The organism is Heyndrickxia acidicola (assembly GCF_001636425.1).
Taxonomy (GTDB): Bacteria; Bacillota; Bacilli; order Bacillales; family Bacillaceae_C; genus Bacillus_AE; species Bacillus_AE acidicola.
The window spans coordinates 3851608-3873349 of the sequence record NZ_KV440953.1; the positions used below are offsets into that span (position 1 = coordinate 3851608).

23 protein-coding genes and 1 riboswitch are annotated in these 21742 nt (G+C 42.5%); of the genes, 19 read left to right on the plus strand and 4 right to left on the minus strand.

Translation table 11 applies throughout. The features are described 5' to 3' along the window. Positions 1 to 15 precede the first annotated feature (15 nt). Complete coding sequence (locus A5N88_RS18015) at positions 16 to 1215, plus strand: macrolide family glycosyltransferase (protein WP_066268513.1); 1200 nt, start codon at positions 16 to 18, stop codon at positions 1213 to 1215. Positions 1216 to 1408: 193 nt separating this feature from the next. Next, positions 1409 to 1549, plus strand: a complete 141-nt coding sequence (locus A5N88_RS25605) for a hypothetical protein (RefSeq protein WP_198160316.1) — start codon at positions 1409 to 1411, stop codon at positions 1547 to 1549. 369 nt (positions 1550 to 1918) lie between these two features. On the opposite strand, the gene A5N88_RS18020 is transcribed toward A5N88_RS25605, so the two are convergent. Next, the gene (locus tag A5N88_RS18020) at positions 1919 to 3586 is read right to left on the minus strand and encodes a ribonuclease J (protein WP_412733812.1); all 1668 of its coding nucleotides are present in this window, start codon (positions 3584 to 3586) and stop codon (positions 1919 to 1921) included. A 76-nt stretch (positions 3587 to 3662) separates the two neighbouring features. On the opposite strand from A5N88_RS18020, the gene A5N88_RS18025 reads away from it, so the two are divergent. Next, on the plus strand, positions 3663 to 3881 hold the full coding sequence (locus A5N88_RS18025; RefSeq protein ID WP_066268517.1) for a hypothetical protein: 219 nt from the start codon (positions 3663 to 3665) through the stop codon (positions 3879 to 3881). A 225-nt stretch (positions 3882 to 4106) separates the two neighbouring features. Here the strand turns inward: A5N88_RS18025 and A5N88_RS18030 are convergent, their stop codons facing one another. Genes A5N88_RS18030 through A5N88_RS18040 form a run of 3 tightly spaced genes read right to left on the minus strand, consistent with a single transcriptional unit; the run spans position 4107 to position 5752 of the window. Further along, positions 4107 to 4730 carry an FMN-binding negative transcriptional regulator gene (locus A5N88_RS18030; RefSeq protein ID WP_066268521.1) on the minus strand — a complete coding sequence of 208 codons (624 nt, stop codon included), beginning with the start codon at positions 4728 to 4730 and terminating at the stop codon, positions 4107 to 4109. A 23-nt stretch (positions 4731 to 4753) separates the two neighbouring features. Further along, on the minus strand, positions 4754 to 5272 hold the full coding sequence (gene paiA / locus A5N88_RS18035; protein WP_066268523.1) for a spermidine/spermine N(1)-acetyltransferase: 519 nt from the start codon (positions 5270 to 5272) through the stop codon (positions 4754 to 4756). 27 nt (positions 5273 to 5299) lie between these two features. Further along, entirely contained in the window at positions 5300 to 5752 is a 453-nt protein-coding gene (locus tag A5N88_RS18040; RefSeq protein WP_066268525.1) for a MarR family winged helix-turn-helix transcriptional regulator, read from the minus strand. 723 nt (positions 5753 to 6475) lie between these two features. Further along, a riboswitch (SAM riboswitch) is annotated at positions 6476 to 6580 on the plus strand. A gap of 175 nt (positions 6581 to 6755) precedes the next feature. Here A5N88_RS18040 and A5N88_RS18045 point away from each other — a divergent pair. The 16 genes from A5N88_RS18045 (at position 6756) to A5N88_RS18120 (ending at position 21739) form a co-directional block, all read left to right on the plus strand. Continuing rightward, positions 6756 to 7796, plus strand: a complete 1041-nt coding sequence (locus tag A5N88_RS18045; RefSeq protein ID WP_066268527.1) for a methionine ABC transporter ATP-binding protein — start codon at positions 6756 to 6758, stop codon at positions 7794 to 7796. Continuing rightward, positions 7786 to 8448 (plus strand): methionine ABC transporter permease, encoded by a 663-nt coding sequence (locus tag A5N88_RS18050; RefSeq protein ID WP_066268528.1) that lies wholly within the window; start codon positions 7786 to 7788, stop codon positions 8446 to 8448. Before A5N88_RS18045 ends, A5N88_RS18050 begins: the two co-directional genes overlap by 11 nt. 101 nt (positions 8449 to 8549) lie before the next feature. Continuing rightward, on the plus strand, positions 8550 to 9401 hold the full coding sequence (locus A5N88_RS18055; RefSeq protein ID WP_066268529.1) for a MetQ/NlpA family ABC transporter substrate-binding protein: 852 nt from the start codon (positions 8550 to 8552) through the stop codon (positions 9399 to 9401). Between the two features lie 68 nt (positions 9402 to 9469). Continuing rightward, positions 9470 to 10612: an N-methyl-L-tryptophan oxidase gene (gene solA, locus A5N88_RS18060; RefSeq protein WP_066268531.1), complete on the plus strand. Its 1143-nt coding sequence runs from the start codon at positions 9470 to 9472 to the stop codon at positions 10610 to 10612. A gap of 11 nt (positions 10613 to 10623) precedes the next feature. Beyond that, positions 10624 to 10896 (plus strand): hypothetical protein, encoded by a 273-nt coding sequence (locus A5N88_RS18065; RefSeq protein WP_066268533.1) that lies wholly within the window; start codon positions 10624 to 10626, stop codon positions 10894 to 10896. 505 nt (positions 10897 to 11401) lie between these two features. After that, positions 11402 to 11926, plus strand: a complete 525-nt coding sequence (locus tag A5N88_RS18070) for a VanZ family protein (RefSeq protein WP_232317639.1) — start codon at positions 11402 to 11404, stop codon at positions 11924 to 11926. 309 nt (positions 11927 to 12235) lie between these two features. Further along, positions 12236 to 12529, plus strand: a complete 294-nt coding sequence (locus tag A5N88_RS18075; protein WP_066268537.1) for a DUF5316 family protein — start codon at positions 12236 to 12238, stop codon at positions 12527 to 12529. Positions 12530 to 12562: 33 nt separating this feature from the next. Beyond that, positions 12563 to 12913 (plus strand): hypothetical protein, encoded by a 351-nt coding sequence (locus A5N88_RS18080; RefSeq protein ID WP_066268539.1) that lies wholly within the window; start codon positions 12563 to 12565, stop codon positions 12911 to 12913. A gap of 64 nt (positions 12914 to 12977) precedes the next feature. Next, a complete protein-coding gene (locus A5N88_RS18085) occupies positions 12978 to 13652 on the plus strand; it encodes a hypothetical protein (RefSeq protein ID WP_066268541.1) in 675 nt (224 codons plus the stop codon). A gap of 247 nt (positions 13653 to 13899) precedes the next feature. Next, positions 13900 to 14925 (plus strand): LacI family DNA-binding transcriptional regulator, encoded by a 1026-nt coding sequence (locus A5N88_RS18090; protein ID WP_232317592.1) that lies wholly within the window; start codon positions 13900 to 13902, stop codon positions 14923 to 14925. 12 nt (positions 14926 to 14937) lie between these two features. Continuing rightward, positions 14938 to 16257 (plus strand): ABC transporter substrate-binding protein, encoded by a 1320-nt coding sequence (locus A5N88_RS18095; protein ID WP_066268545.1) that lies wholly within the window; start codon positions 14938 to 14940, stop codon positions 16255 to 16257. A 265-nt stretch (positions 16258 to 16522) separates the two neighbouring features. Further along, the gene (locus tag A5N88_RS18100; RefSeq protein ID WP_066268546.1) at positions 16523 to 17869 is read left to right on the plus strand and encodes a carbohydrate ABC transporter permease; all 1347 of its coding nucleotides are present in this window, start codon (positions 16523 to 16525) and stop codon (positions 17867 to 17869) included. Positions 17870 to 17890: 21 nt separating this feature from the next. Beyond that, entirely contained in the window at positions 17891 to 18718 is an 828-nt protein-coding gene (locus A5N88_RS18105) for a carbohydrate ABC transporter permease (RefSeq protein WP_066268548.1), read from the plus strand. A gap of 52 nt (positions 18719 to 18770) precedes the next feature. After that, positions 18771 to 19490, plus strand: a complete 720-nt coding sequence (locus tag A5N88_RS18110; protein ID WP_066268551.1) for a ThuA domain-containing protein — start codon at positions 18771 to 18773, stop codon at positions 19488 to 19490. A gap of 148 nt (positions 19491 to 19638) precedes the next feature. Further along, entirely contained in the window at positions 19639 to 20667 is a 1029-nt protein-coding gene (locus A5N88_RS18115; protein ID WP_066268553.1) for a Gfo/Idh/MocA family protein, read from the plus strand. A gap of 19 nt (positions 20668 to 20686) precedes the next feature. Next, a complete protein-coding gene (locus A5N88_RS18120) occupies positions 20687 to 21739 on the plus strand; it encodes a Gfo/Idh/MocA family protein (protein WP_066268557.1) in 1053 nt (350 codons plus the stop codon). Positions 21740 to 21742: the final 3 nt, after the last annotated feature.

The window sequence follows — 21742 nt, forward strand, 5'->3', positions numbered from 1 at the left end:
AGAGAGTGATACTTTATGGCACGTGCATTATTTATCAACGGTGTTGGAGAAGGACATATAAATCCAACGATTGGTGTGGTTAAAGAGCTTATCCGGCGTGGGGAAGAGGTAGTTTATTTAACAGGTGAACAAATGCGTGAACGTGTCGAGTTAACGGGCGCAAAGGTAATTACGTTCGATGTCTCTAAATATTTCCAAGAATTCACTGCGGGTGGACGCTCACCTGCGGCAATAGCGGGTGGATTATTGCGCGCTGCAGACGTCGTCATTCCCGCTGTCCTGGAGCAAATAAAAGGAGAACATTTTGATTATATGATTCATGATTCAATGTTCGGATCTGGTCGTTTGCTTTCACAAATACTCAACCTACCGGCAATCAACTCGTCCACGGGTTTTGCATTGAATCAATTCGGCTTTGATATGTGGATGAATAGCCTAGCGCGCCAATTTCCAGCAGACGTGAATGAGCGCGCACAACAGGAGTTTCAACAGCTGGTCGCAAACGTGCAAGAGAAATACCATGTACAAGTTGGCTCCCGCTACGAGGTTTTCTATAACCCTGCACCATTGACCATAGTATACACATCGAAACTCTTCCAACCTTTTGGAGAAGGCTTTGACGAATCGTACAAATTTGTGGGACCGTCTGTCGCTCCGCGCTCAAATAGTGATTTTGATTTTTCTAACATAGACACTGACAACCTGATTTATATTTCTCTCGGTACGGTGTTCAATCAAGCAATTGATTTTTACAAGCTCTGTTTTGAGGCGTTTGCAAACACGAAGTATACAGTCATTCTATCAGCGGGGAGACGAACACAGATAACTGAATTGGGAGACATTCCAGCGAATTTCATTGTCCGAAATTACGTACCGCAGCTCGAAGTACTGCAACACGCCAAATTGTTTGTCACACACGGAGGTATGAACAGTACAAGTGAAGGTCTTTATTACGGTGTACCGTTAATAGTGATTCCACAAACCGCCGACCAGCCTATGGTAGCGCGACGTGTTGCTGAAATCGGTGCGGGCATTCACCTGAATCAAGATGACTTAACCGCGGCAGAGATTAGAAAGTCGGCGGAATGTGTGCTGGGCGATCCGTCATTCAAAAGGGCATGTGTTGATATTGGGTATTCCTTCCAAGGGGCAGGAGGGTACCAGCGAGCAGTAGATGAGATCTTCACATATAAACAAAATCTGGGCATTATGTGATAAAAGAAGGCACAACTGAAGGTGATTTCTAATTTAATGATAGGGAATTGTTGCTCTATACTCTGGCAATGCTCTTATGAAGGCATTGCCTTTCCCTTTTGTAGAGGTATATTGTGAACAATCCACTTTAAGGAGAGGGAGTGAAACTAGATTAAAAGTTGACTCTTATAACAGTGCAAGAAGTCAGGGTTCCATGTTCTATAAAAATGTCTTATATATGTTGAATTTAAGTTTTTACAATGATGATTGGAGCGGAAGGCACGAGACTCCTGCGGGACAAGCAGGCTCCCTGTCTGCCCCGCGGAAAGCGAGTGCCTGCAGCGGAAATCAATAGCCAATTTATAAGTAAAAACTAATTTCAATTTAAATAGTATAATATTCGCGTTTTGTCGGCAGGACAATTAATTGCTCAAAGGGAGCTTGTTCACAATTTCCTTATAAGATTTTTGAAGACTGATACTGAAGTCAATGTAGGCAGCTGACATCAAAGCATTAAATAAAGTAAAGTCAAATAAACGGTGTTTAGGACACACAATAATAGTAATGTTTAAAGGGGAACGCGCACGATATGTGTTTCCTTCCTTTATTTTTCAGCTAAAATACCTTAATAACGGAAAAAGCCCTTGTTTTAAGCAGGGCTTTTAACTGGAGTATATGATTTTTTCTTAACGCTTTATCGGCGAGGAGAATTATGCGATACCGATCAAATCTCAATGATTATTGGAAGGATCATGGGCTTCCTTTTTGTTTGTGCGAAGACAAATTCTCCGACTGATTTTTTGATACTCTTCTTCAAGACGTTCCACTGCCGGCTTTCTCCGTGCAGGTCTTTCACCGTTTTGCTTACAAGCTGGTTCATTTCCCGGAGGAGATCATCGGAATTTTTTGCATACACAAAGCCACGGGATATAATATCTGGTCCTGAAATCATTTTTCGGTCTCTTTTGCTCAGGGTGATGACAATTACCAGCATGCCGTCTTCCGAGAGCTGTTTCCGGTCGCGCAGCACAATCTCCCCGACATCCCCGACGCCCATTCCATCCACATAGGTATCTCCTGCTGGGACACTTCTGGTCTGGGTGGCTGTGGAATGCTCAATATCGACAACATCTCCATTTCGCATGATAAACGTGTTTCCTTTTTCCACTCCAACGGACTCTGCCAGCAAACGGTGATGATGCAGCATTCTGTATTCTCCGTGGATAGGAATGAAGTAGGTAGGCTTCATTAACGTAAGCATGAGCTTTAAATCCTCTTGGTAGCCGTGGCCGGAAACATGCATGCCTGTTGAACTTCCAGAGCCGTAGATGACGTTGGCTCCAAGCTTAAAGAGGTTGTCAATGATTTTGGATACATCCCGTTCATTTCCCGGAATCGGCGAGGCGGCCAGTATGACGGTATCGCCAGGATAAATGGCAACATCGCGGAAATTCCCGGTGGAAAGGCGGGAAAGGGCGGCCATCGGTTCACCCTGGCTGCCTGTACACAAAATGGTAACCTTCTCAGGATTCATTTTGTCGACAGCACTTGCATCAATCAGCATCCCCTCCGGAATGTCTACATAACCTCGCTCCAATGCAACATCTACAATATTCACCATACTGCGGCCAAGCAGGGCAAGCTTCCGGTTGGTTTTGATGCAGGAGGCTACCACCTGCTGGACCCGGTTGACATTGGAGGCGAAGGTGGAAACAAAAATTTTCCCCTCTGCCCGATGGAAGGCTTCATCCATATGGCCGCTGACCGTCCGCTCTGATGGTGTCAGTCCTTTGCGCTCTGCATTGGTACTTTCCGATATTAAAGCGAGTACGCCCTCGGTACCGATTTGGGCCATTTTATGAATATCGGTAGATTGGTTATTTTCCGGGGTTAAATCGAACTTAAAGTCACCGGTATGAACGACATTCCCTTCAGGCGTATGGAAGACAATGCCGAGACAATCGGGAATGCTGTGGCTGACTTTGAAAAAGGATACGCCGACTCTGCCTAATTCAAGTTTTGACTCTGAATGAATAGGAATCAGTTTGGTTTCTCTTCTGAGCCTATGCTCCTGCAATTTAAGGTCAATCAGGCCCAAGGTAAAGTTGGTTGCATAAATCGGTACATTCAATTTTTTCAAGAAATAGGGAATCCCGCCAATATGGTCTTCATGGCCATGGGTAACAATCATTCCTCGGATATTCTTTCTGTTTTCTTCTAAATAAGTGATATCAGGAATAATTAAATCAATACCGAGCAAGGATTCATCCGGAAACTTTCCGCCGCAATCGATGATGAAAATATCATCGGCATACTGAACCACATACATATTTTTTCCGATTTCATTTAACCCGCCCAGGGCAAATATGGACAATCTCTCAGATGCACTCATCATTTCGCTCCTCCTGACAAATTAATATTCTTTAGTATTCCCCGAGGTAAAGCTTTTTATTTTTGAAAAAAGGAGGTTGGGGAAATGCCTGGAAAGCAAGTCAGCCAGCAGGAAGGATTGGAGCACATTCAATATCTCTGTAATATCTCAAAATAGAACTGAACCCAAAGTTGATTGTAGCGAAGGGCACGAGACTCCTGCGGGAAAAGCTGGCCAAAGGAAGACCCCGCAGGAGCTTGCGACGGGGATGCTTCCGGCCGCCCGCGGAAAGCGAGTGCCTGCAGCGCTCAAGTAACAGATTTTATTGAAGTTTTGACATCATTGTTACCAAGAGGATCTTTGGGAATCTTGAGTAAAAGGACATTATAAGGGATAATTTAAAAAGGATAGAAGAACAAGATACATTATGCTCTTTCTATCTTTTTTTGTACGCCCGTTTCATGATCTGGAGAAAAGTTACCCATATGACAGTTCTGTTCCGGATTTCATTTGATGTATGTGAGAGTCGAATGTAAGTGGCTTAAATGTGATTATTTACTCTCTTTTTCATCAGTTCAGCAACTTGATTTGAATTTACATTTCCTTCTCTTTGTAATTGATCAATGATGTTAGTATAATAAATCTCATTTCGATTCTGGCTTAATTTATATGCAGCCTGGATTTCGTCTACTTTTATCTTAAAACCAATTATACCTTTTAGCTGATTTTCTAAGAGTTCAGGTGATAGTTTATCCCATAAAACTGAATTCTCACGTTTTTGCTCATATTTTTCTAGCATTGCCGTTAAGTCTTCTATTAGTTCATTTTTTTCTACTATACTTGCTTTTCCATACATATGGACAGCTTGATAATTCCACGTCGGGACATTTTCCTTTTCATACCAGGAAGAAGAGATATAAGCGTTTGGTCCTTGGAACATCACTAATACATCCTTACTGGTATCGAATGTTTTCCATTGAGGATTGCCGAGGGCCATATGCCCCGTGAGTTTGTATTGATCTCCTTCTTTCATAAGCTGCAATGGCAAATGAGTGGCAATGGGTTTCCCCTGTTCTGTTGTGACAATTGTGCCAAAAGAGTTTTTTTGAACAAAATCCCTAATTTCTTCAGCATCTGTGACCCTAAAGTATTTTGGAATATACACTATAATTCCCCTCTCAAACAAAGTTATCTGAGTATTTTGGTCATTATATAATCTGTTTGTTTTTCATCACCCATATAAAAAGAGTGAGCTCCTGTTTGGACAAACCCCATTTTATGATAAAAGGCGATTGCATTTTCATTTTTTTCCCATACACCCAGCCAGATTTTCATTTTTTTACGCTCTTTTGCTATTTCCAGAGCTTTATTGAACAGATATTTACCGAGCCCTTGTTTTTGATATCTATTCCTTATATAAATTCTTTCGATTTCAAGTGATTCATTCCCCATTTTTTCAGATTGTGCCTCATTGGTGTTAACCTTTAAATATCCAGCTATTTCTGTATTAAAATAAATGAAAAAGAAATCCGAATAGGTATTGGATAATTCTTTTTCTAATTGTGTTAAGCTAAATGCCTTTTCCAAATATACTTCCATATTTTCTGGTGAATTCTGATGCTTAAATGTATCATTAAAAGTTTCATAACTAATTTCATGAAGTAATTGTAAATCCTCAAGGATACACTTTTTTATACATATCGTCATATTAATATTCCTTCTCCTTTACATCATTCAATATTTTCTCTTGTTTCCCTTTTTGACAAATTCCCAATCTATTTCTATATTTTTTCTTACTCTTTGAAGATATTTAAAAATGGTTTCTATTTCACTTTCGGAAAATCCATTTAATGCGACCATGTTGGAATACTCATTTTCTCTAATTATAAAAGGATATATCATCTTCCCTTTATCTGTTGGAAAGAGTTTTTTTATTTTTTTGTTATGTACATCATCTTTCTTTTCAATAAAACCATTCATCTCAAGTTTTTTTATAGCACGAGCTGCCGTTGTTCGGTCTACTTTTATCATCTCAGCTACTTTATCTTGAATGATTCCTGGATTTTCACATATTCGCACAAGGTACAAATACTGACCTTTCGTAAGGTCATATTCTTTAAATTCTATGTTGCTGATAGAATCTAATGCCCTCGCAATCATTCCAATTTCACGTAGAATTTCCTTCATAATAAACTCCTTATGGCATAATTTTATTGTAAATACAACAAAAAAGGTGTACCTTAAATGTAATCTAATTTTGTTGCATTTGCAATAAAAAATAATAAATGCACTAAAGTACAAAATAACACGTTTAGATTCAATTTCCTTTTTGTTTATGTATAAACTTGATCCCAAAATTAATGGGAACAAGCACTTGCAGCAAAAATCAATCAGCTGGAAGAGTTTAAACGCATGCATTCCTTGTCTATGTTAAAACCAAAATTAGAACTGATCCCAAAGTTGACTGAAGAGAAAGGTACGAGACTCCTGCGGGAAAAGCAGGCATAGGAAGACCCCGCAGGAGCATGCTACGAGGAGGCTTCCGGCCGGCCGTGGAAAGCGAGTGCCTGCAGCGTAAGGCAACCAGCAGGAAGGATCGTGTCGAAGCCCAATGTCAATGTGAAAGCCAAATTAGAGTAAATGGAAGCAGGTAACTGGAGCAAAATCAACCAGCAGGAAGGATAGAAGCGCAGTCATTGTCTATGTTAAATCTCAAATAGAAATGAACCCAGAGTTGACTGAAGCGAGTGCCTGCAGCATAAGGCAACCAGCAGGAAAGATCAGAAGCACATCTATTGTCTCCTGTTTTTCACAGAGAGAATAGTCATTTTAAAATTTTTAGTAAAAAGTAATTGACTTTTTCTTATGAATCTACTAGAATTTTAAAAGTTAACTCATAAAAAACTTAATAACTTATCCAGAGAGACTGAGGGACAGGCCCGATGACGTCCAGCAACCATCATTTTATGAAAGGTGCTAATTCCTGCAGAATGGTTCTATTCTGAAAGATAAGGTTGATCGAACATATAAACCTCTTTCGGAATGGAAAGTGGTTTTTTTTATGGCCATTCCTTGAAAATGGCCATACTAAGATCAAACATTATGCCGACAGAACAGAATCGGCTTAAAAGAAGGGCAGCAATCCGCTCGTCCATAATATTCGGGAAAAATGAGTAAAGGAGAGGAAAAAATGCTGGTATTTGAAGATGTCCATAAATCATATGGCAAAGGCAAAGAAAAGAGAGTAGAAGCCTTGAAAGGCATTGATTTCATGGTGGAAAAGGGTGAAATCTTCGGCATTGTCGGATTCAGCGGTGCAGGAAAAAGTACACTGATTCGCTGCGTTAACCTTTTAGAACGCCCTACTTCCGGCAAAGTGCTGATCAATGGCACAGATATGCTTTCATTATCTCAGAAAGAGCTGCGCCAGCAACGGAAGAAAATCGGCATGATTTTTCAGCAATATAACCTGCTGCAATCTAAGACGATTTTCCAAAATGTGGCCATGCCGCTCATTTTGGAAGGAAGGCCAAAACAAGAAATTGAGAAAAGAGTGAACGAGCTCTTGTCTTTTGTAGGACTTGAAGACCGGGCTGACCACTATCCAGCGCAACTTTCTGGCGGCCAAAAGCAACGGGTGGGCATAGCGCGGGCCCTGGCAACAGATCCTGATATCCTCCTTTGTGATGAAGCAACCTCCGCACTGGACCCGAATACTACGAATGCGGTTCTCGAGCTGCTGCGAAAGGTAAGGGATAAACTCGGCGTCACCATCTTGATGATTACGCACGAAATGAACGTGATCCGTGATATCTGCGATAAGGTCGCTGTCATCGAAAATGGAATGATCGCTGAGCAAGGACCGGTTATTGAGGTGTTTACAGAACCGGTAACCGATATTGCGAAGAGCTTTGTTCGGACGGTTTTAAATGATTCCATTCCGCCTTCCGTTCAAAAATTAATCGATGAAAGCAGTCAGGCCAATCCGCACGGGGTATACCGGATTATTTTCAAAGGTGCTTCTACAAGTACCCCGCTGCTTTCTGATACAGCCAAGCGCTTCTCGATTGATGTAAATGTGCTGCACGGAATGGTGACAGAGCTTCAGGGCATTCCATTTGGGAATCTGCTGGTGGAGCTGAAAGGCGACAAGGAAGAAATTGACCGTGCCGTAGCCTTTATTCAAGAAAAAGATGCGATTATTAAGGAGGTGTCCGAGGATGCCATTTGATTGGTCCTGGTTCTGGCCTACATTTGCAGCGGCCATTGAACAAACGTTTTATATGGTGATTGTTACGTTAATCATCTCCGTTATTCTGGGAATTCCATTGGGAGTCGTCCTTGTTGTCACACGAGAAAACGGGATACTGCAAAACAAGTTCATTTTTAACATTTTAAATGTCATTATAAATATCTTCCGTTCCGTTCCCTTTATTATTCTAGTTGTCGCCATCATACCGTTTACACGGCTTATAATAGGTACAACCATCGGGACAACCGCAGCCATTGTGCCGCTCGTTCTTTACACACTTTTTTATATTGCACGGCTTGTGGAAAATTCATTACTTGAAGTAGATTCAGGGACAATCGAACTCGCTCAGGCGATGGGTGCCACTCCATGGCAGATCATCTGGCGTTTTCTTCTTCCGGAAGCAAGAAGCTCCATTGTACTGGCACTTACCATTGCCACCATTGGATTAATTGGGGCAACCGCAATGGCAGGGGCAGTTGGAGCCGGCGGTATCGGAGATCTTGCAATTACGTATGGCTATCAGCAATTTCAAACAGGAGTTATGGTCGTCACGGTTATTGCGCTCGTTGTCATAGTCCAGCTTGTTCAATCAATCGGAAACCTGATTGCGAAAAAGCTTAGAAGAAACTAAAAAGCATTTTTAAAAATGAACATCTTTAAATAAGGTGAAAAAGGGAATCCTTTATTAGGATAACTTTTTAAATAAAATACCAACATGGAGGAATTACAAGAATGAAGAAAATAGCGATTATTCTTTTCGGCTTGCTTCTTGTGCTGGCGGGCTGCGGTTCCAAAGGCGGCGGGAGTGCATCCGGCGGCAAAGGCAGCCAAACAGTAAAAGTGGGAACAACTACTTCCGAAGTTCCAACCTGGAACCTTGTTAAGCAGCTTGCTGCGAAAAAAGGCATCAATGTTCAAATCGTCCGTTTTGATGACTATGTTCAGCCGAATCTTGCTCTAGACAGCGGTCAAATTGACTTAAATGCATTCCAAACAGTTGTCTATTTCGATGACTTCAAGAAGCAGCACAACCTTAACTTATCTGCTATCGGTACCACTTCCATCTGGCCGATGGGAATCTATTCTAAAAAGATTAAGAATGTAAGCCAAATTAAAGATGGCGACCAAATCATCATTCCAAATGATTCTACAAACCTTGGAAGAGCCTTATTGCTAATGCAAAAAGCAGGTCTTATCACAATGAAAAAAGGATTTACTGGTGCAGGCGGAGTGGACAACATTCAATCTAACCCTAAACACCTGAAAATCACTCCAGTAGATGCGGCACAAACAGCACGCGGACTGGATGATGCTACAGCTTCTATCATCAACTGTGACATGGCGATCAATGCGAATCTGAATCCGACTAAGGATCCAATCTTCCACGAAGATGCAAGCAATAAAGCATATGTAAACATTATCGCTGCGAAAACAAGCAGAAAGAACGATAAATCGTTCCAGGAAATTGTGAACATTTATCACTCTAAACAAGTAACTGACTTCATCAAAAAGCAATATAAGGGTGCAGCGATTCCAGTTGTAAAACCAATTTCATATTTAAGCGACTATAAGCAAGTTCAATAATAGCAAAGAATTAAATGGCCTGTTCTCGTAGCAGGCCATTTGTTGTATCAGAGAACAGGGGGATGGAGATGGAGAAGAATATGATCTATGATGCGGCGATTATTGGGGCAGGAACAATGGGCATGGCAGCAGGTGCTTTTTTAGCGGGACAAAACAGGAAGACGCTGCTGCTTGATGCCTTTGATCCGCCGCATCATCACGGGAGCCATCACGGGGGAACAAGGATGATCCGCCATGCCTATGGGGAAGGCAGGCAGTATGTGTCTTTGGTCAAGCGGGCACAGGAGCTTTGGGAAGCACTCGAAAAGAAGAGCGGATTGAAGATATTGGAGAAAACTGGTGTCCTGGGACTGGGGCCAAGGGATTCCGTTTTTCTGAAAGAAACTAGAATGGCGGCAGAAAAATATGGGCTGCCTCTCGAAATTCTCAGCTCTTCTGAAGTGATGAAAAGATGGCCGGGCATGACGATGCCAAAGGATTACATTGGATGCTTTGAAAAAGATTCCGGACTGGTTTATAGCGAGAATGCACTCAAGGCCTGGAAAGAAGAGGCTCTTGAAAAGGGAGCAAGTCTTGTCACGCATTCACCTGTCCAGAGGATAGATCCATTGGTAGATGGAATCATCAAGATTGTAGCAGAAGCCGGAGTGTTTTTTTCAAAAAAGGTGATTGTGACCGCTGGAGCTTGGGCAGCAAAGCTTATGCCCGAGCTGCAGCTCCCTATTCAGCCGGTACGCAAGGTGATGGGCTGGTTTGATGCCTCTGAAAACGAGTTTGGTGTTTCTCGCTTCCCATCGTTTTACGTAGAGGATAGGGATAAGATGTTTTACGGTTTTCCTACCTTAAATGGCGGAGGGCTGAAGCTGGGGAGAACGGATGGAGGGCAGCCCATCGATCCGGATCAGCATGTGCAAAATTTTGGCGCCTATCCTGAGGATGAAGGGGAGCTTCGTGACTTTCTGAAGACGTATATGCCAGAAGCAAATGGAGGGTTGAAGGAAGGGAAAACCTGTTTGATGACACAGTCCGTTGATCACCACTTCATTATTGATTACCATCCTGAGCATGAAAATATCATTCTGGCATGCGGATTTTCAGGGCATGGCTTCAAGTTTGGAAGCGTGATGGGCGAGGTGCTGGCTGAGCTGGCCATTCACGGCCGTACGGAATTTGATCTTTCTTTGTTTTCGATCGACCGATTTAGAAAGTAGGGTCTTCTTTTATGGCAGGTGAAGACTACAGCATCCTTACGCTGATGAGCGAGGCGCTTGTTCATGAGTCGAAAGCGGAGCGTTTTATTGCTTGTTTATTACAGGATGATGGGTACCGGCCATTGGGGATGGGTAGCTACCTGGAGGCTGATGTTCCACATTTTAAGACTATATCCACAACCTCAATTGATATAAGTGAGAGCTCACTAAGGCTCTCATCCACATTATCCCGCCCTCCCTGTGGAAAAAACCTGGATTTTCAATTGAAAATCCAGGTTTTTTAAGTTACCCACAGCCCAAAATAATCCCGTCTATTTTTTATCCACAGCTTATTTTTATACTTTTTTTTGGAGACTTGAGGTACAGGTGATAGTTTATATGAGCGGTTACGAAGAAAGGGAGGGATAAAGGGGTGGGAGTGGACTTGAGCAAAACAGAGTAATGAGCACGATTTCCGCATGGGACAGGTGCTTTTTTTTATGAGGGTGCTGGGTAGGGGCAACATTTTTCTTTTTTACTGTAACATTTCCCTTTAACTGAATTTAATTTGACCAGCTGCCGAGCTAAAACTCTGTTTTTTAGCCTGAGTGATTTAGTGCTTTAATCTGTTAAAGGGGTCTGACCCCTTTACCTTTAGTGGGCTAAAGGATAAAGCTTCACGTTTAGGTTCTGCTTCATAAGCAGCTTTCTCTTCGAGCTGTGAATAGCTTTCTGCTTGATGTCGATACTGATAGGAACGAAAGCTTATTTTACCACATTTTTAATGAAGGGGAGGTTACGGCCGTGTATATGAAGACAAGATGTATGGTATGGCTGCTACTGGCAATTGGATGTATGTTTATAATCTATCATACTTCCGGGACATCCTATTCCCAGCAGGACATTAAGCCCGCAATGGAAAAATACATTAGTCGAACTGCAGCCCAATTGCCATCCATTCACTTTAGCTATGATCATGAAAATGTTTCAACCGAGCAGCCATCTGTATTTACTCATTTTATTCTTAGAAAAGCAGGACATGTAACGGAATACGCCATATTAACCTTCTTTATGATGATGTCCATCCGATTTTCAAACTATCCTTTCGTCTTAAGAATTTGCGCAAGCTGTACAGCGGCTTTTCTTTTCGCATGGGTGGATGAATGGCATCGTCTCATTGTACCGGATAGGCTGGGCAGCTTTCTTGATGTGTATACGTTTGATCTGGTCGGAATCGTACTTTGTGCTGTCTTTTATAGCATGCTGCATGTCGTGGTGCAAAAAAGGGACACTTCTCTCCCTGTTCAGAACGAAGAAGAGCCGGAGGGAATATAAAACTTCCTATATTATAGAAGAAATCAGGTGATTTCTTTAGCGTAGACACTCTGTTGATAATGGAATATAATGTAATAAAAGGGTTTTTGTAGTGGTTGTAAATTCATTTTCTATTAAATAAAGTATTTACCCAATGTAGTCTCTGTCTAGCTCCAGCGCCTATCGGCTAGCAGATTTCTAGGTCTCCTCCCTAAGATAAGTCAACATCAGCTCGTACCTCGCTGTGTTTTCTTTATCTCAGTCGGAGACTGCGGATTCCGTACGCCGATGAACGAGGCACTAGCGCTTTTCTTAAAGGAGTGTAGCTCGATGCGTTTATTTATATGCTTTTTAGCAGGGATGATGGTTGCTGCGTTGAATTTTGTTTTTGCAGGACTTCATCACTCAATGGAAAAGGTCAGTTTTTACTTACTAATAAGTTCTGTCGTCCTCATCGCCATTGCCATCCTCCTATCAGGATCAGCTGTCAATGGTGACCGGGCGAGAGCAAACGATGCTTTTGAGGATAGCGCTGAGCGCAGGAAACGCTTTAAATGGGTTTGGAATTTTCTTATCATGTCTGTGCCTTGTGTAATCAGTCTGGCAATCATTTATACTCTTTGAGCCAGGCCAGGCAATGCAAAAGGGGGAGGCAAAGTGGCATTAACCCTGCTTTGTACTGTATTTTATTTATTTTGTCTTGTTGCTTTCTACATACTTGGATTTTTGTTATATAGAAAAAATAAAATTCACTTAAATAAGCCAAACTGGACGGTTTTTGCCGTCCTTTTTCTTCAAGTGTCTCTTTTTGTATTGTTCTGGGAAGGAGCTTTTGAAAAAGCGCCGGGACCTCTTATAGATATTGTATGGTGGTCGGTCGTGGGGATTGGTTTCATTGCAAGAATAAGAGATTTTAAGAATAATTTCATCTCAGCTATTCCTTGTATTCTATTAAGCTTATTTTTAGCCGGTTTTATGCTGCTTTTGCTTTACATTACTTCGATGTAAGGACGTATATTAAGCTTGGTGCGGGTGTTACTCATCTAAAAGCTAATGATGAAAGGGGCAGAGGATGAAGTGGAGTGTGTTGATTTTGGCTTTGTTGTTTTGTTTTGGGAATTGCTTTCAAGCGATTAATGCGGATGAATCTGTTCCTCCAGGAGCAGTGAAAGTGGCAAGGGAGCAATTCAAGCCGTTTGTTTTAGAGTTTATTAACAACGTGGACAGGGCAGATTTTCATTTTACAAAAAGCAAAGAAATTTCCTTCAGTCGTTTGTATCCGGTGTATGGTTTTGTGGGGAAAAAGGGAAAATTGGTTACTCATAAGCCAAGCCAATGGATTTCTGTTGTGTATCAGGATGGAAAGCCTAAAAATGTTATTTCTCTCGCGGCGGAAAAGAAAACATATATAGTAGAAGGAATAGGGAGCTCCAATACCTTTCCTGCCACTTTATCCCGGTTAAAACTCACGCTGAATGATACGTTGATTACTGAAGTTGGGGATTATTTTTTAGTCTCACACAATCAGGTGAAGTCGCTTGATGTTCCATCCAGACTGCTGCAGTACAAATCAATGGTATCTGTTCAGGAATTCAGTCGGTTACTGCATGAACGCTGGAAGAGGGCAAGCGAATCGGTAAAGGCTGAACCCCAGAAAAAGATTCCCCCAATTTATATAGTGGCAGTAATGTCGCTGATAGGTATTCTAATAGTGGTGGGAAGAAAGCTGATGACCGGCAGGTGGTAATCGGCTTTTTTACTTTGTTTGGGGTAGCCTCACAAACAAAACCTTTCGTGCGTTAAAGTGTGAAAGGGGTCGGACCTCTTTTACGCTTTAACGCATAGAAGGGGTCTGACCCTTTTAGTGGAGTAAAGCCTAAAAAAAGTTTTTTTAGAGTCTTGCAATTTAGGAGATTGTCAGATAATATTGACATATGAAAACGATTTCATGAAATCGATTTCAACTATAGATGTTTACGAATTCGGGGGAAGGGGTGAACAAGACAGGGGGGAGAGAGATAGTAAAAATTTCTGATGTAGCAAAGATGGCTGGCTTGTCACCGGCAACTGTATCAAGGGTTTTAAATAACCATCCATACGTTTCAGAGGATAAGAAAAAGCGTGTTGCAGAGGCAGTTAAGAAATTGAACTACTTTCCCAATTCATCTGCACAGAAATTAAGGGGCCAGAAGGTGGATACGATTGCGGTTTGTATGCCGCTTCTTACCAATCCATTTTTCGCTTATTTGCTTGAAGGGATCGACCAAGCAGCAACTGATGCAGGGCTCCAGCTTCTCGTTTGTCAAACAAGGTATGAAAAGAAAAAGGAATTGTATTATCTGAATTTATTGAAATCAAAACAAGTGGATGGCATTATTTTAGCTTCCATTGAAAATCAATGGGAGGACATCGAAGAGTATACAAAGCACGGTCCAGTCATTTTATGCAATGAACACTGCCGTGCAGCCAATGTATCTCAGGTCTATTTGGACCAGGTGTACGGAGGGTATCTCGGAACAAGGTACTTAATTGAAAGTGGATACAATCGAATCGCATACTGCAGGGGTGAGTATGCAAGCGGCCTTTCTCTGGAAAGAGAGCGAGGTTATAGGCTTGCGATTGAAGAATACGGTTTATCCAGCCGTGAAGAGTGGGTTTTTCGGAACTCAACGGATTTTCAAAGCGGCAAACAGGTGGCAAGAAACATTGCCAATATGAAGGATAAGCCTAATGCCGTTTTTACCGGAAGCGACCAGGTGGCTGCAGGCATTATCGTAGAGGCTAAGCGCCTTGGATTCAGAGTGCCGGAGGATCTAGGGGTTATCGGATTTGACGATCAGCCTGTTGCAGAGGTTACCGTCCCGTCTTTGACGACGATTCGGCAGCCCGTCCAGGAAATAGGGAAGACAGCCATGGAGCTGCTCATAAAAGAGTTCAATGATGAATTAGAACAACCGAAGCTGGTGACGCTGCCTTTACAATTGATTGAAAGGGCTTCCGCCAAACAACCTACTAATTAAGGGGGATATATGATGAAAAAGTTGAAAAAAGCCAAGGTTTTGGCTGCAGCTGTAACGCTGTCATTAGGCCTAGCTGCATGTTCCAATTCGAGCACGACGAGCGGAAGTGCATCGAATACGAATAAAAGCTCAAGCGGTAGCAGCAATAAAACCGTTACGCTTATTTACGCAAGAGGAAAAGACTCTACACCGGGTACAACCAAAATGGTGGAAGCATTTGAAAAAGCTTATCCGAATATCAAGGTTAAATTCCAGCAGATGCCATCCGACTCAGGACAGCAGCATGATGCATACGTAACAGCATTAAATGCAAAATCAGATACTCCAGACGTTTTTGACATGGACGTTGTTTGGCCGGCTGAGTTTGCGCAAGCTGATTATGTGCTGCCGCTTGACCGTTTCATCCAACAGGACAATTTTGATTTGAGCCAGTATAACCAGGGTGCCTTAAAGGCAGCACAGTTCAATGGAAAACAATGGGCGCTTCCAAAGTTCATTGATGCAGGCCTTCTTTTCTACCGTACTGACCTTGTACCGAAAAACCAAGTTCCAAAAACGTGGGATGACCTGTACAAAATGGCTGAACAGGATAAAGGCAAAGGCGGTACAAAATTCGGCTATGTGATGCAGGCAAAACAATACGAAGGACTTGTGTGTAACGCTATTGAGTTTGTAGCATCATACGGCGGCCAATTCGTGAACAATAAAAACCAAGTAGTTGTTGACAGCCCTGCCGCTATCGCTGGTTTAAAAGAATTAGTGAAATTTGCAACAGCTGACTTTGTTCCAAGCAACGTAACAAACTTTACAGAACCTGAATCAGATCAGGCCTTTATTGAAGGGCAAACACCATTCCTTCGCAACTGGCCATATGAATATGCAAGTGCCAACGATAAAACGAAATCCAAAATCGTCGGCAAAGTCGGCATCGCTCCGCTTCCAGCAGGTCCTAAAGGCTCTGCAGCAGCTTTAGGCGGATGGCTTGCAGGTATCAACAAGTATACAAAGCACCCTAAAGAAGCATGGGAATTCTTGAAGTTCATGGCTGGACCGCAAGGACAAAAAATTGATGCCATCTACGGCGGAAATGCTCCGACCATTACAAGCCTTTATAGTGATCCAGATGTTCTAAAAGCGAACCCAACATTTGCTGATAAAAACTTCCAAAACGGTTTGAATGCAGCTGTACCTCGTCCTGTTGCAGCAAACTACCAAAAAATATCTGAAATTATTCAAATTGAAGTGTCCAAAGCCATTGCAGGCAAGGAAACTGTAGAACAAGCAGCGAAAAACATGCAGGATCAAATGACAAAAGTCATAAATAATCAATAATTGTAAACAAAGGCAGAGGCCGGTCCAATCACTGGGTTCGGCTCTCTGCTTCTTTCTTAAACAGGGCTTAATGACAAGGCTATTATTCGTATAAACTTTGTTTCTACTAACATAAAAAATGTTGAAAAATTACGAAATGATGCCACGAAGAAGGCTCTAATATATGGATTTTTGACATTATACGAAAAGCAACATTTTATGTGAAAACAGCCAATGACAAAAAGTGTTGAATGAAATCATCCTTTCAAATAAGGGAAGTGAGAGCATGAAAATCGAGCCGGTGAAACAAACATTGGATTTGCCGAAAGTAGTTGAAACGAATAAGAAAAAATCAAAGGATAAGTGGAAGGCTTACGGTCTAATTGCACCTGCACTTATTTTGATCCTTGCTGTATCGATTTGGCCAGTCATCCAATCCTTTTATTTTAGTTTATTTGATCTGGAGCTAAACAGCCCGACGAAATCGGAAGCGCATTTAAAGTACAGCTTTGATCTTGAAAGGTATCTGGACAGCTATCCTTTCTTGATTGGAGGGATTGACCAGGAAATCCGCAATAACCATGCACCGGATCAGCTGGGCAAACTCAAGGCTAATTTAGAGGCACTGGATAAGCAGATTCAAACCGATCCGGATATCAAGGATAACTACAAGCTTGTGAATGACAAGCTGATGAACTATCAATCTGTCGATGACAGCATCGGCATTGTAAAAATGAACAAGAATTTAGCATTATCCGTTCAAAAAACGGCTGACAGCGTGTCAAAGGAAATTGGCGCCATTAATAAAACTACGAAGCTGGACCAGGGGACTAAGCTGCAAGGGCTGGCGACTGGAATCAGCCAAACCGTCATCAAGCCAAACTTTGTTGGCATTCAGCATTATATAGACAATTTAACCAATCCAAGGTTCTGGAGTTCACTGAAAAATACTGCCATTTTCACTGTTATATCCGTCTTTTTTGAAACCATTCTGGGTCTTGGCATTGCTTTGCTCATTAATAAAGCATTCGTTGGGAGAGGGTTAATCCGTGCGACCATTTTAATTCCGTGGGCCATCCCGACAGCAGTATCCGGTTATATATGGAAATTCCTTTATGACGGCCAAAATGGTGTTGTGGCCCTGATTTTTCAGAAATTGGGCATTGTCCATAACATGGCGGATTTATTGACATCTCCTGCTGGAGCGATGTTTTCCGTTATTTTCTCGGATGTATGGAAAACAACTCCTTATATGGCTTTACTCCTTCTTGCAGGCCTGCAGACTATTCCTGAAAGCTTGTATGAAGCAGCATCCATTGACGGCGCAGGCAAGTGGAAGCAATTTACCAGCATCACGCTGCCTTTGTTAAAAACAAGCCTTCTTGTCGCTTTATTATTCCGGACATTGGATGCATTCAGGGTATTTGACCTTATCTACGTGTTGACAGGCGGTGGTCCAGCGAACGGCACGGAAACCGTTTCACTGTATGCTTATAAGACTATGTTCAGCGAGATGGACTTCGGAAACGGCTCAGCATTATCGGTTCTGGTCTTTATCTGTATCGCAATCATATCTATGATTTATATCAAGTTTCTGGGCAAGGATCTTTTGGGTGACGGCGCAGGAAAATAGCAGGCAAAGAGGTGAGAGAAAATGAAAAAGAAAACAGGTTGGCTATTTTACACATTACTCATTGCATTTGTCTTTGTAGTAATGTTCCCATTTCTATGGATGCTGGCAAGCTCCATTAAACCAGCTACAGAGCTATTTGGAGACAAGGCTTTTACACCTTTTACAGCGCATCCTACCTTTGAAAATTATGTTTCAGTCTTTAAAAATTATCCGTTTGGCCACTATTTATGGAACAGTTTTGTGGTCGCTTCGATTACGACCATTTACACGGTGTTTGTGGCATCCTTTGCAGCTTATGCGATTGCCCGCCTTGATTTCAAAGGAAAAACCTTTATTCTTGGCCTGGTGCTCTCGGTCACCATGTTCCCGCAAATTGCGACCATTTCGCCTATGTATATTTTTCTAAAAAATCTAAATCTGACCAATTCTTATTTAGGGCTTATCATTCCTTACACAACCATTACTTTGCCTCTGTCCATCTGGATACTGGTGACGTTCTTTAGAAAAATCCCATTCGATCTTGAGGAAGCTGCCAAAATTGACGGTGCTTCAACGATGCAGACATACTGGAAAGTCATTCTTCCTCTTGCAGGCCCGGGAATTTTTACAACAGCGATTTTGGCCTTTATTGCAGCATGGAATGAATTCCTGTTTGCATTAACCATCAATACGCAGGATAACTATAAAACGGTCCCGGTCGGGATTGCCATGTTCCAGGGGCAGTTCACGATTCCGTGGGGAGAAATTGCAGCTGCTACCGTTATTGTAACGGTTCCGCTTGTTGTATTAGTACTGATCTTCCAGAGAAGAATTGTATCTGGACTAACATCAGGTTCTGTGAAAGAATAAGATTAGTAAACGTTTACTTTATTGCGAATATTTAGGGAAAAGGAGAAATACAATGATCAACGTAACAGTATGGAATGAGAACCGCCATGAGCAAATAAATGAAGCAGTAAGAAAGGTTTATCCTGAAGGAATTCACGGCACCATTCAATCGTTTTTAGCCGATGATTTTCAGGTAAGGACAGCAACGCTTGATGAGCCGGAATATGGACTGAGCGATGAAGTGTTGAACTCAACAGATGTACTAATCTGGTGGGGCCATGTCGCACACGATGAGGTCTCCGATGAGGTGGTGCAAAAGGTTAAGGAACGAGTATTGAATGGCATGGGATTGATCGTCCTCCATTCCGGACATTTTTCAAAAATCTTTAAAACGCTTATGGGGACTTCCTGTGATCTAAAATGGCGTGAAGCCGGCGAGAAGGAGCGCATCTGGGTGATCGATCCAAGCCATCCAATTGCAAGCGGTCTCGGAGAGTATTTTGAATTGGAGCATGAAGAAATGTATGGGGAGCATTTTGATATTCCTGTACCGGATGAGCTCGTGTTCACAAGCTGGTTTGAAGGAGGAGAGGTTTTCCGAAGCGGTGTGACCTATCGACGAGGAAATGGAAAAATCTTTTATTTCCGTCCGGGACACGAAACGTTCCCTACCTACTACAACAAGGATGTGCAAAAGGTGATTGCCAATGCAGTGAAATGGGCTGCGCCTGTGGAACGTGAGCGTCCTGTCTATGGAAATGCAAAACCTCTTGAGCACCTTACTATTTCTTAATAAAAGGGATGCTGCTGCAGGAAACATAGCTAATGTGCGTGCTGAATCACACGAATGAATGTGGACAAAAGAGTTTTCCAACATAGAAAAAAATTGATGCTTCTTTATAAAAAAGCTGGCTGGCCGGCATTAAAAAGGGGGACTTTCCATGGGAAAAGTAAAGGTTGGAGTAATAGGCTGCGGAAGTATTGCCATTCATCGTCATATTAAGGAATATGCAGCCAATCCGGATGTAGAAATTGTCGCGTTTTGTGATGTCATTCTGGAGCGAGCTGAGGAAAAGGCAAAAAAATATGGAGGCAAGGCCTACCAAAGCTATGAAGAACTGTTAACGAATGAGGAAATTGAAGCGGTCAGCGTGTGTACGCCGAACTACCTGCATGCACCGATTACGATTGCGGCGTTAAATGCCGGAAAGCATGTGCTGTGCGAGAAGCCAATGGCAACGTCCGAAGAGGAAGCCAGAAAAATGATCGAGGCAGCGAAGGCGAGTGGCAAAAAGCTGATGATCGGCCACAATCAGCGCTTTGTCGAGTCACATGAAAAAGCACGTGAACTCGTCCAATCAGGAAAGCTTGGCAAGATTTACAGCTTCCGTACAGCCTTTGGCCATGGCGGACCGGAAGGCTGGAGTGTGGATGGACGCGACAGCTGGTTTTTTCAAAAAGAAAAAGCCTTCATCGGTGCGATGGGTGACCTTGGTGTCCATAAAGCAGACCTGATCCGTTATATTCTTGGAGAAGAAGTCGCGGAAGTAGGTGCTTTTGTTGAAACGCTTGCCAAGGAATCAGATGTGGATGACAACGCGGTGTGTATTTTGAAGATGGAAAGCGGCATCATTGGGACATTGGCTGCCAGCTGGTCCTACTCAGCAAAAGAGGATAACTCAACCGTCATTTATGCTGAGAAGGCAACGGTCCGTTTGGAGGATGATCCGGAATACTCCCTTATTATTCAATATACAAACAGCGAAGCCGAAAAGTTTGCACTGGGACAAATTCAATCCAATGAAGATGGTGGCCAAAATCAGTCTTATGTTATTGAAAAGTTCATAAACAGCATTAAAGAGGATACGGAACCAGCAATTAGCGGATATGAGGGAAGCCAATCCTTAAACGTCATTTTAGCAGCTTTGGAATCCGGCAAAACCGGTAAAATCGTAAAGGTTCAAAAATAATATTTTTGGAGAGATCGTAATGGAGAAATTGAGATTAGGCTTTATTGGGGTGGGAGGAATCGCAGTGGGACGCCACCTCCCTGCTTTTTCGAAACTTTCAAATGAGGTAGAACTCACTGCCGTCTCGGATGTGAATCAGGAAAGAGCGAAAGAAGCAGCCAATCAATTTGGCATTGCAAAGGTATATGGGGATTATCATGACCTGCTGCCTGCTGTTGATGCAGTGGTCATCTGTACGCCGAACAAGTTTCATGCTGAAATTGCCATAGACGCTTTAAATGCCGGAAAGCATGTATTTTGTGAAAAACCGATGGCCATGTCCGTGGAAGAATGCAGCCAAATGATCGAGGCTTCAAAGAGAGCGAGCAAGGTACTGAATATTGGTTTCCATTATCGCTATATGAAGGAATCGCAGGCTGCAAAAACGATGATTGACGCTGGAGAAATCGGGCAGCCGCTTGTTGTTCGGGTTCAGGCGCTCCGCCGAAGAAAGGTTCCAGGCTGGGGAGTATTCACCAACAAGGCTTTGCAGGGCGGCGGGAGTTTGATTGATTATGGCTGCCATTTAATTGACCTGGCAACTTGGCTGATTGGAAGTCCAAAGCCTGTAGAGGTGAATGGCACCACGTATAATACATTGAGCAAGCAGGCAGGTCAGGTAAACCAATGGGGCGTTTTCAATCATGAAACCTTTGAGGTGGATGATCATGTCACGGGGTATGTGAAATTTGATAATGGCGTGTCGATGCTACTAGAGGTATCCTGGTCTGCTAACATTGAAGGAGACAGGGAGATTGTCAGTATTTCCGGAGATAAAGGCGGTCTGAACGTCTTCCCATTTTCCCTGAATTATGCAAAGCACGGGCTGCTGTTTAACAGCGAGGCAACCTGGATTCCGGGAGAGGAAGACCCTGGAGATATTCAGGCAAAGCATTTTGTTGATGTGTGCTTGAACCGTGCAAATCAAATTGTGAAGCCTGAAGAGGCCATGACGGTATCCCAAATCATTGAGCAAATTTATGAAAGCAATACATTGAAAAAAATAGATAATTATCAGGACGGGGAGGAGTAATTT

Excerpts from the sequence above, each read along its gene's own strand:
- A5N88_RS18015 (WP_066268513.1), top strand. The coding sequence starts at position 16 with ATGGCACGTGCATTATTTATCAACGGTGTTGGAGAAGGACATATAAAT.
- A5N88_RS25605 (WP_198160316.1), top strand. The coding sequence starts at position 1,409 with ATGTTCTATAAAAATGTCTTATATATGTTGAATTTAAGTTTTTACAAT.
- A5N88_RS18020 (WP_412733812.1), bottom strand. The coding sequence starts at position 3,586 with ATGAGTGCATCTGAGAGATTGTCCATATTTGCCCTGGGCGGGTTAAAT.
- paiA (WP_066268523.1), bottom strand. The coding sequence starts at position 5,272 with ATGACGATATGTATAAAAAAGTGTATCCTTGAGGATTTACAATTACTT.
- A5N88_RS18040 (WP_066268525.1), bottom strand. The coding sequence starts at position 5,752 with ATGAAGGAAATTCTACGTGAAATTGGAATGATTGCGAGGGCATTAGAT.
- A5N88_RS18045 (WP_066268527.1), top strand. The coding sequence starts at position 6,756 with ATGCTGGTATTTGAAGATGTCCATAAATCATATGGCAAAGGCAAAGAA.
- A5N88_RS18050 (WP_066268528.1), top strand. The coding sequence starts at position 7,786 with ATGCCATTTGATTGGTCCTGGTTCTGGCCTACATTTGCAGCGGCCATT.
- A5N88_RS18055 (WP_066268529.1), top strand. The coding sequence starts at position 8,550 with ATGAAGAAAATAGCGATTATTCTTTTCGGCTTGCTTCTTGTGCTGGCG.
- solA (WP_066268531.1), top strand. The coding sequence starts at position 9,470 with ATGGAGAAGAATATGATCTATGATGCGGCGATTATTGGGGCAGGAACA.
- A5N88_RS18065 (WP_066268533.1), top strand. The coding sequence starts at position 10,624 with ATGGCAGGTGAAGACTACAGCATCCTTACGCTGATGAGCGAGGCGCTT.
- A5N88_RS18070 (WP_232317639.1), top strand. The coding sequence starts at position 11,402 with ATGAAGACAAGATGTATGGTATGGCTGCTACTGGCAATTGGATGTATG.
- A5N88_RS18075 (WP_066268537.1), top strand. The coding sequence starts at position 12,236 with ATGCGTTTATTTATATGCTTTTTAGCAGGGATGATGGTTGCTGCGTTG.
- A5N88_RS18085 (WP_066268541.1), top strand. The coding sequence starts at position 12,978 with ATGAAGTGGAGTGTGTTGATTTTGGCTTTGTTGTTTTGTTTTGGGAAT.
- A5N88_RS18095 (WP_066268545.1), top strand. The coding sequence starts at position 14,938 with ATGAAAAAGTTGAAAAAAGCCAAGGTTTTGGCTGCAGCTGTAACGCTG.
- A5N88_RS18100 (WP_066268546.1), top strand. The coding sequence starts at position 16,523 with ATGAAAATCGAGCCGGTGAAACAAACATTGGATTTGCCGAAAGTAGTT.
- A5N88_RS18105 (WP_066268548.1), top strand. The coding sequence starts at position 17,891 with ATGAAAAAGAAAACAGGTTGGCTATTTTACACATTACTCATTGCATTT.
- A5N88_RS18110 (WP_066268551.1), top strand. The coding sequence starts at position 18,771 with ATGATCAACGTAACAGTATGGAATGAGAACCGCCATGAGCAAATAAAT.
- A5N88_RS18115 (WP_066268553.1), top strand. The coding sequence starts at position 19,639 with ATGGGAAAAGTAAAGGTTGGAGTAATAGGCTGCGGAAGTATTGCCATT.
- A5N88_RS18120 (WP_066268557.1), top strand. The coding sequence starts at position 20,687 with ATGGAGAAATTGAGATTAGGCTTTATTGGGGTGGGAGGAATCGCAGTG.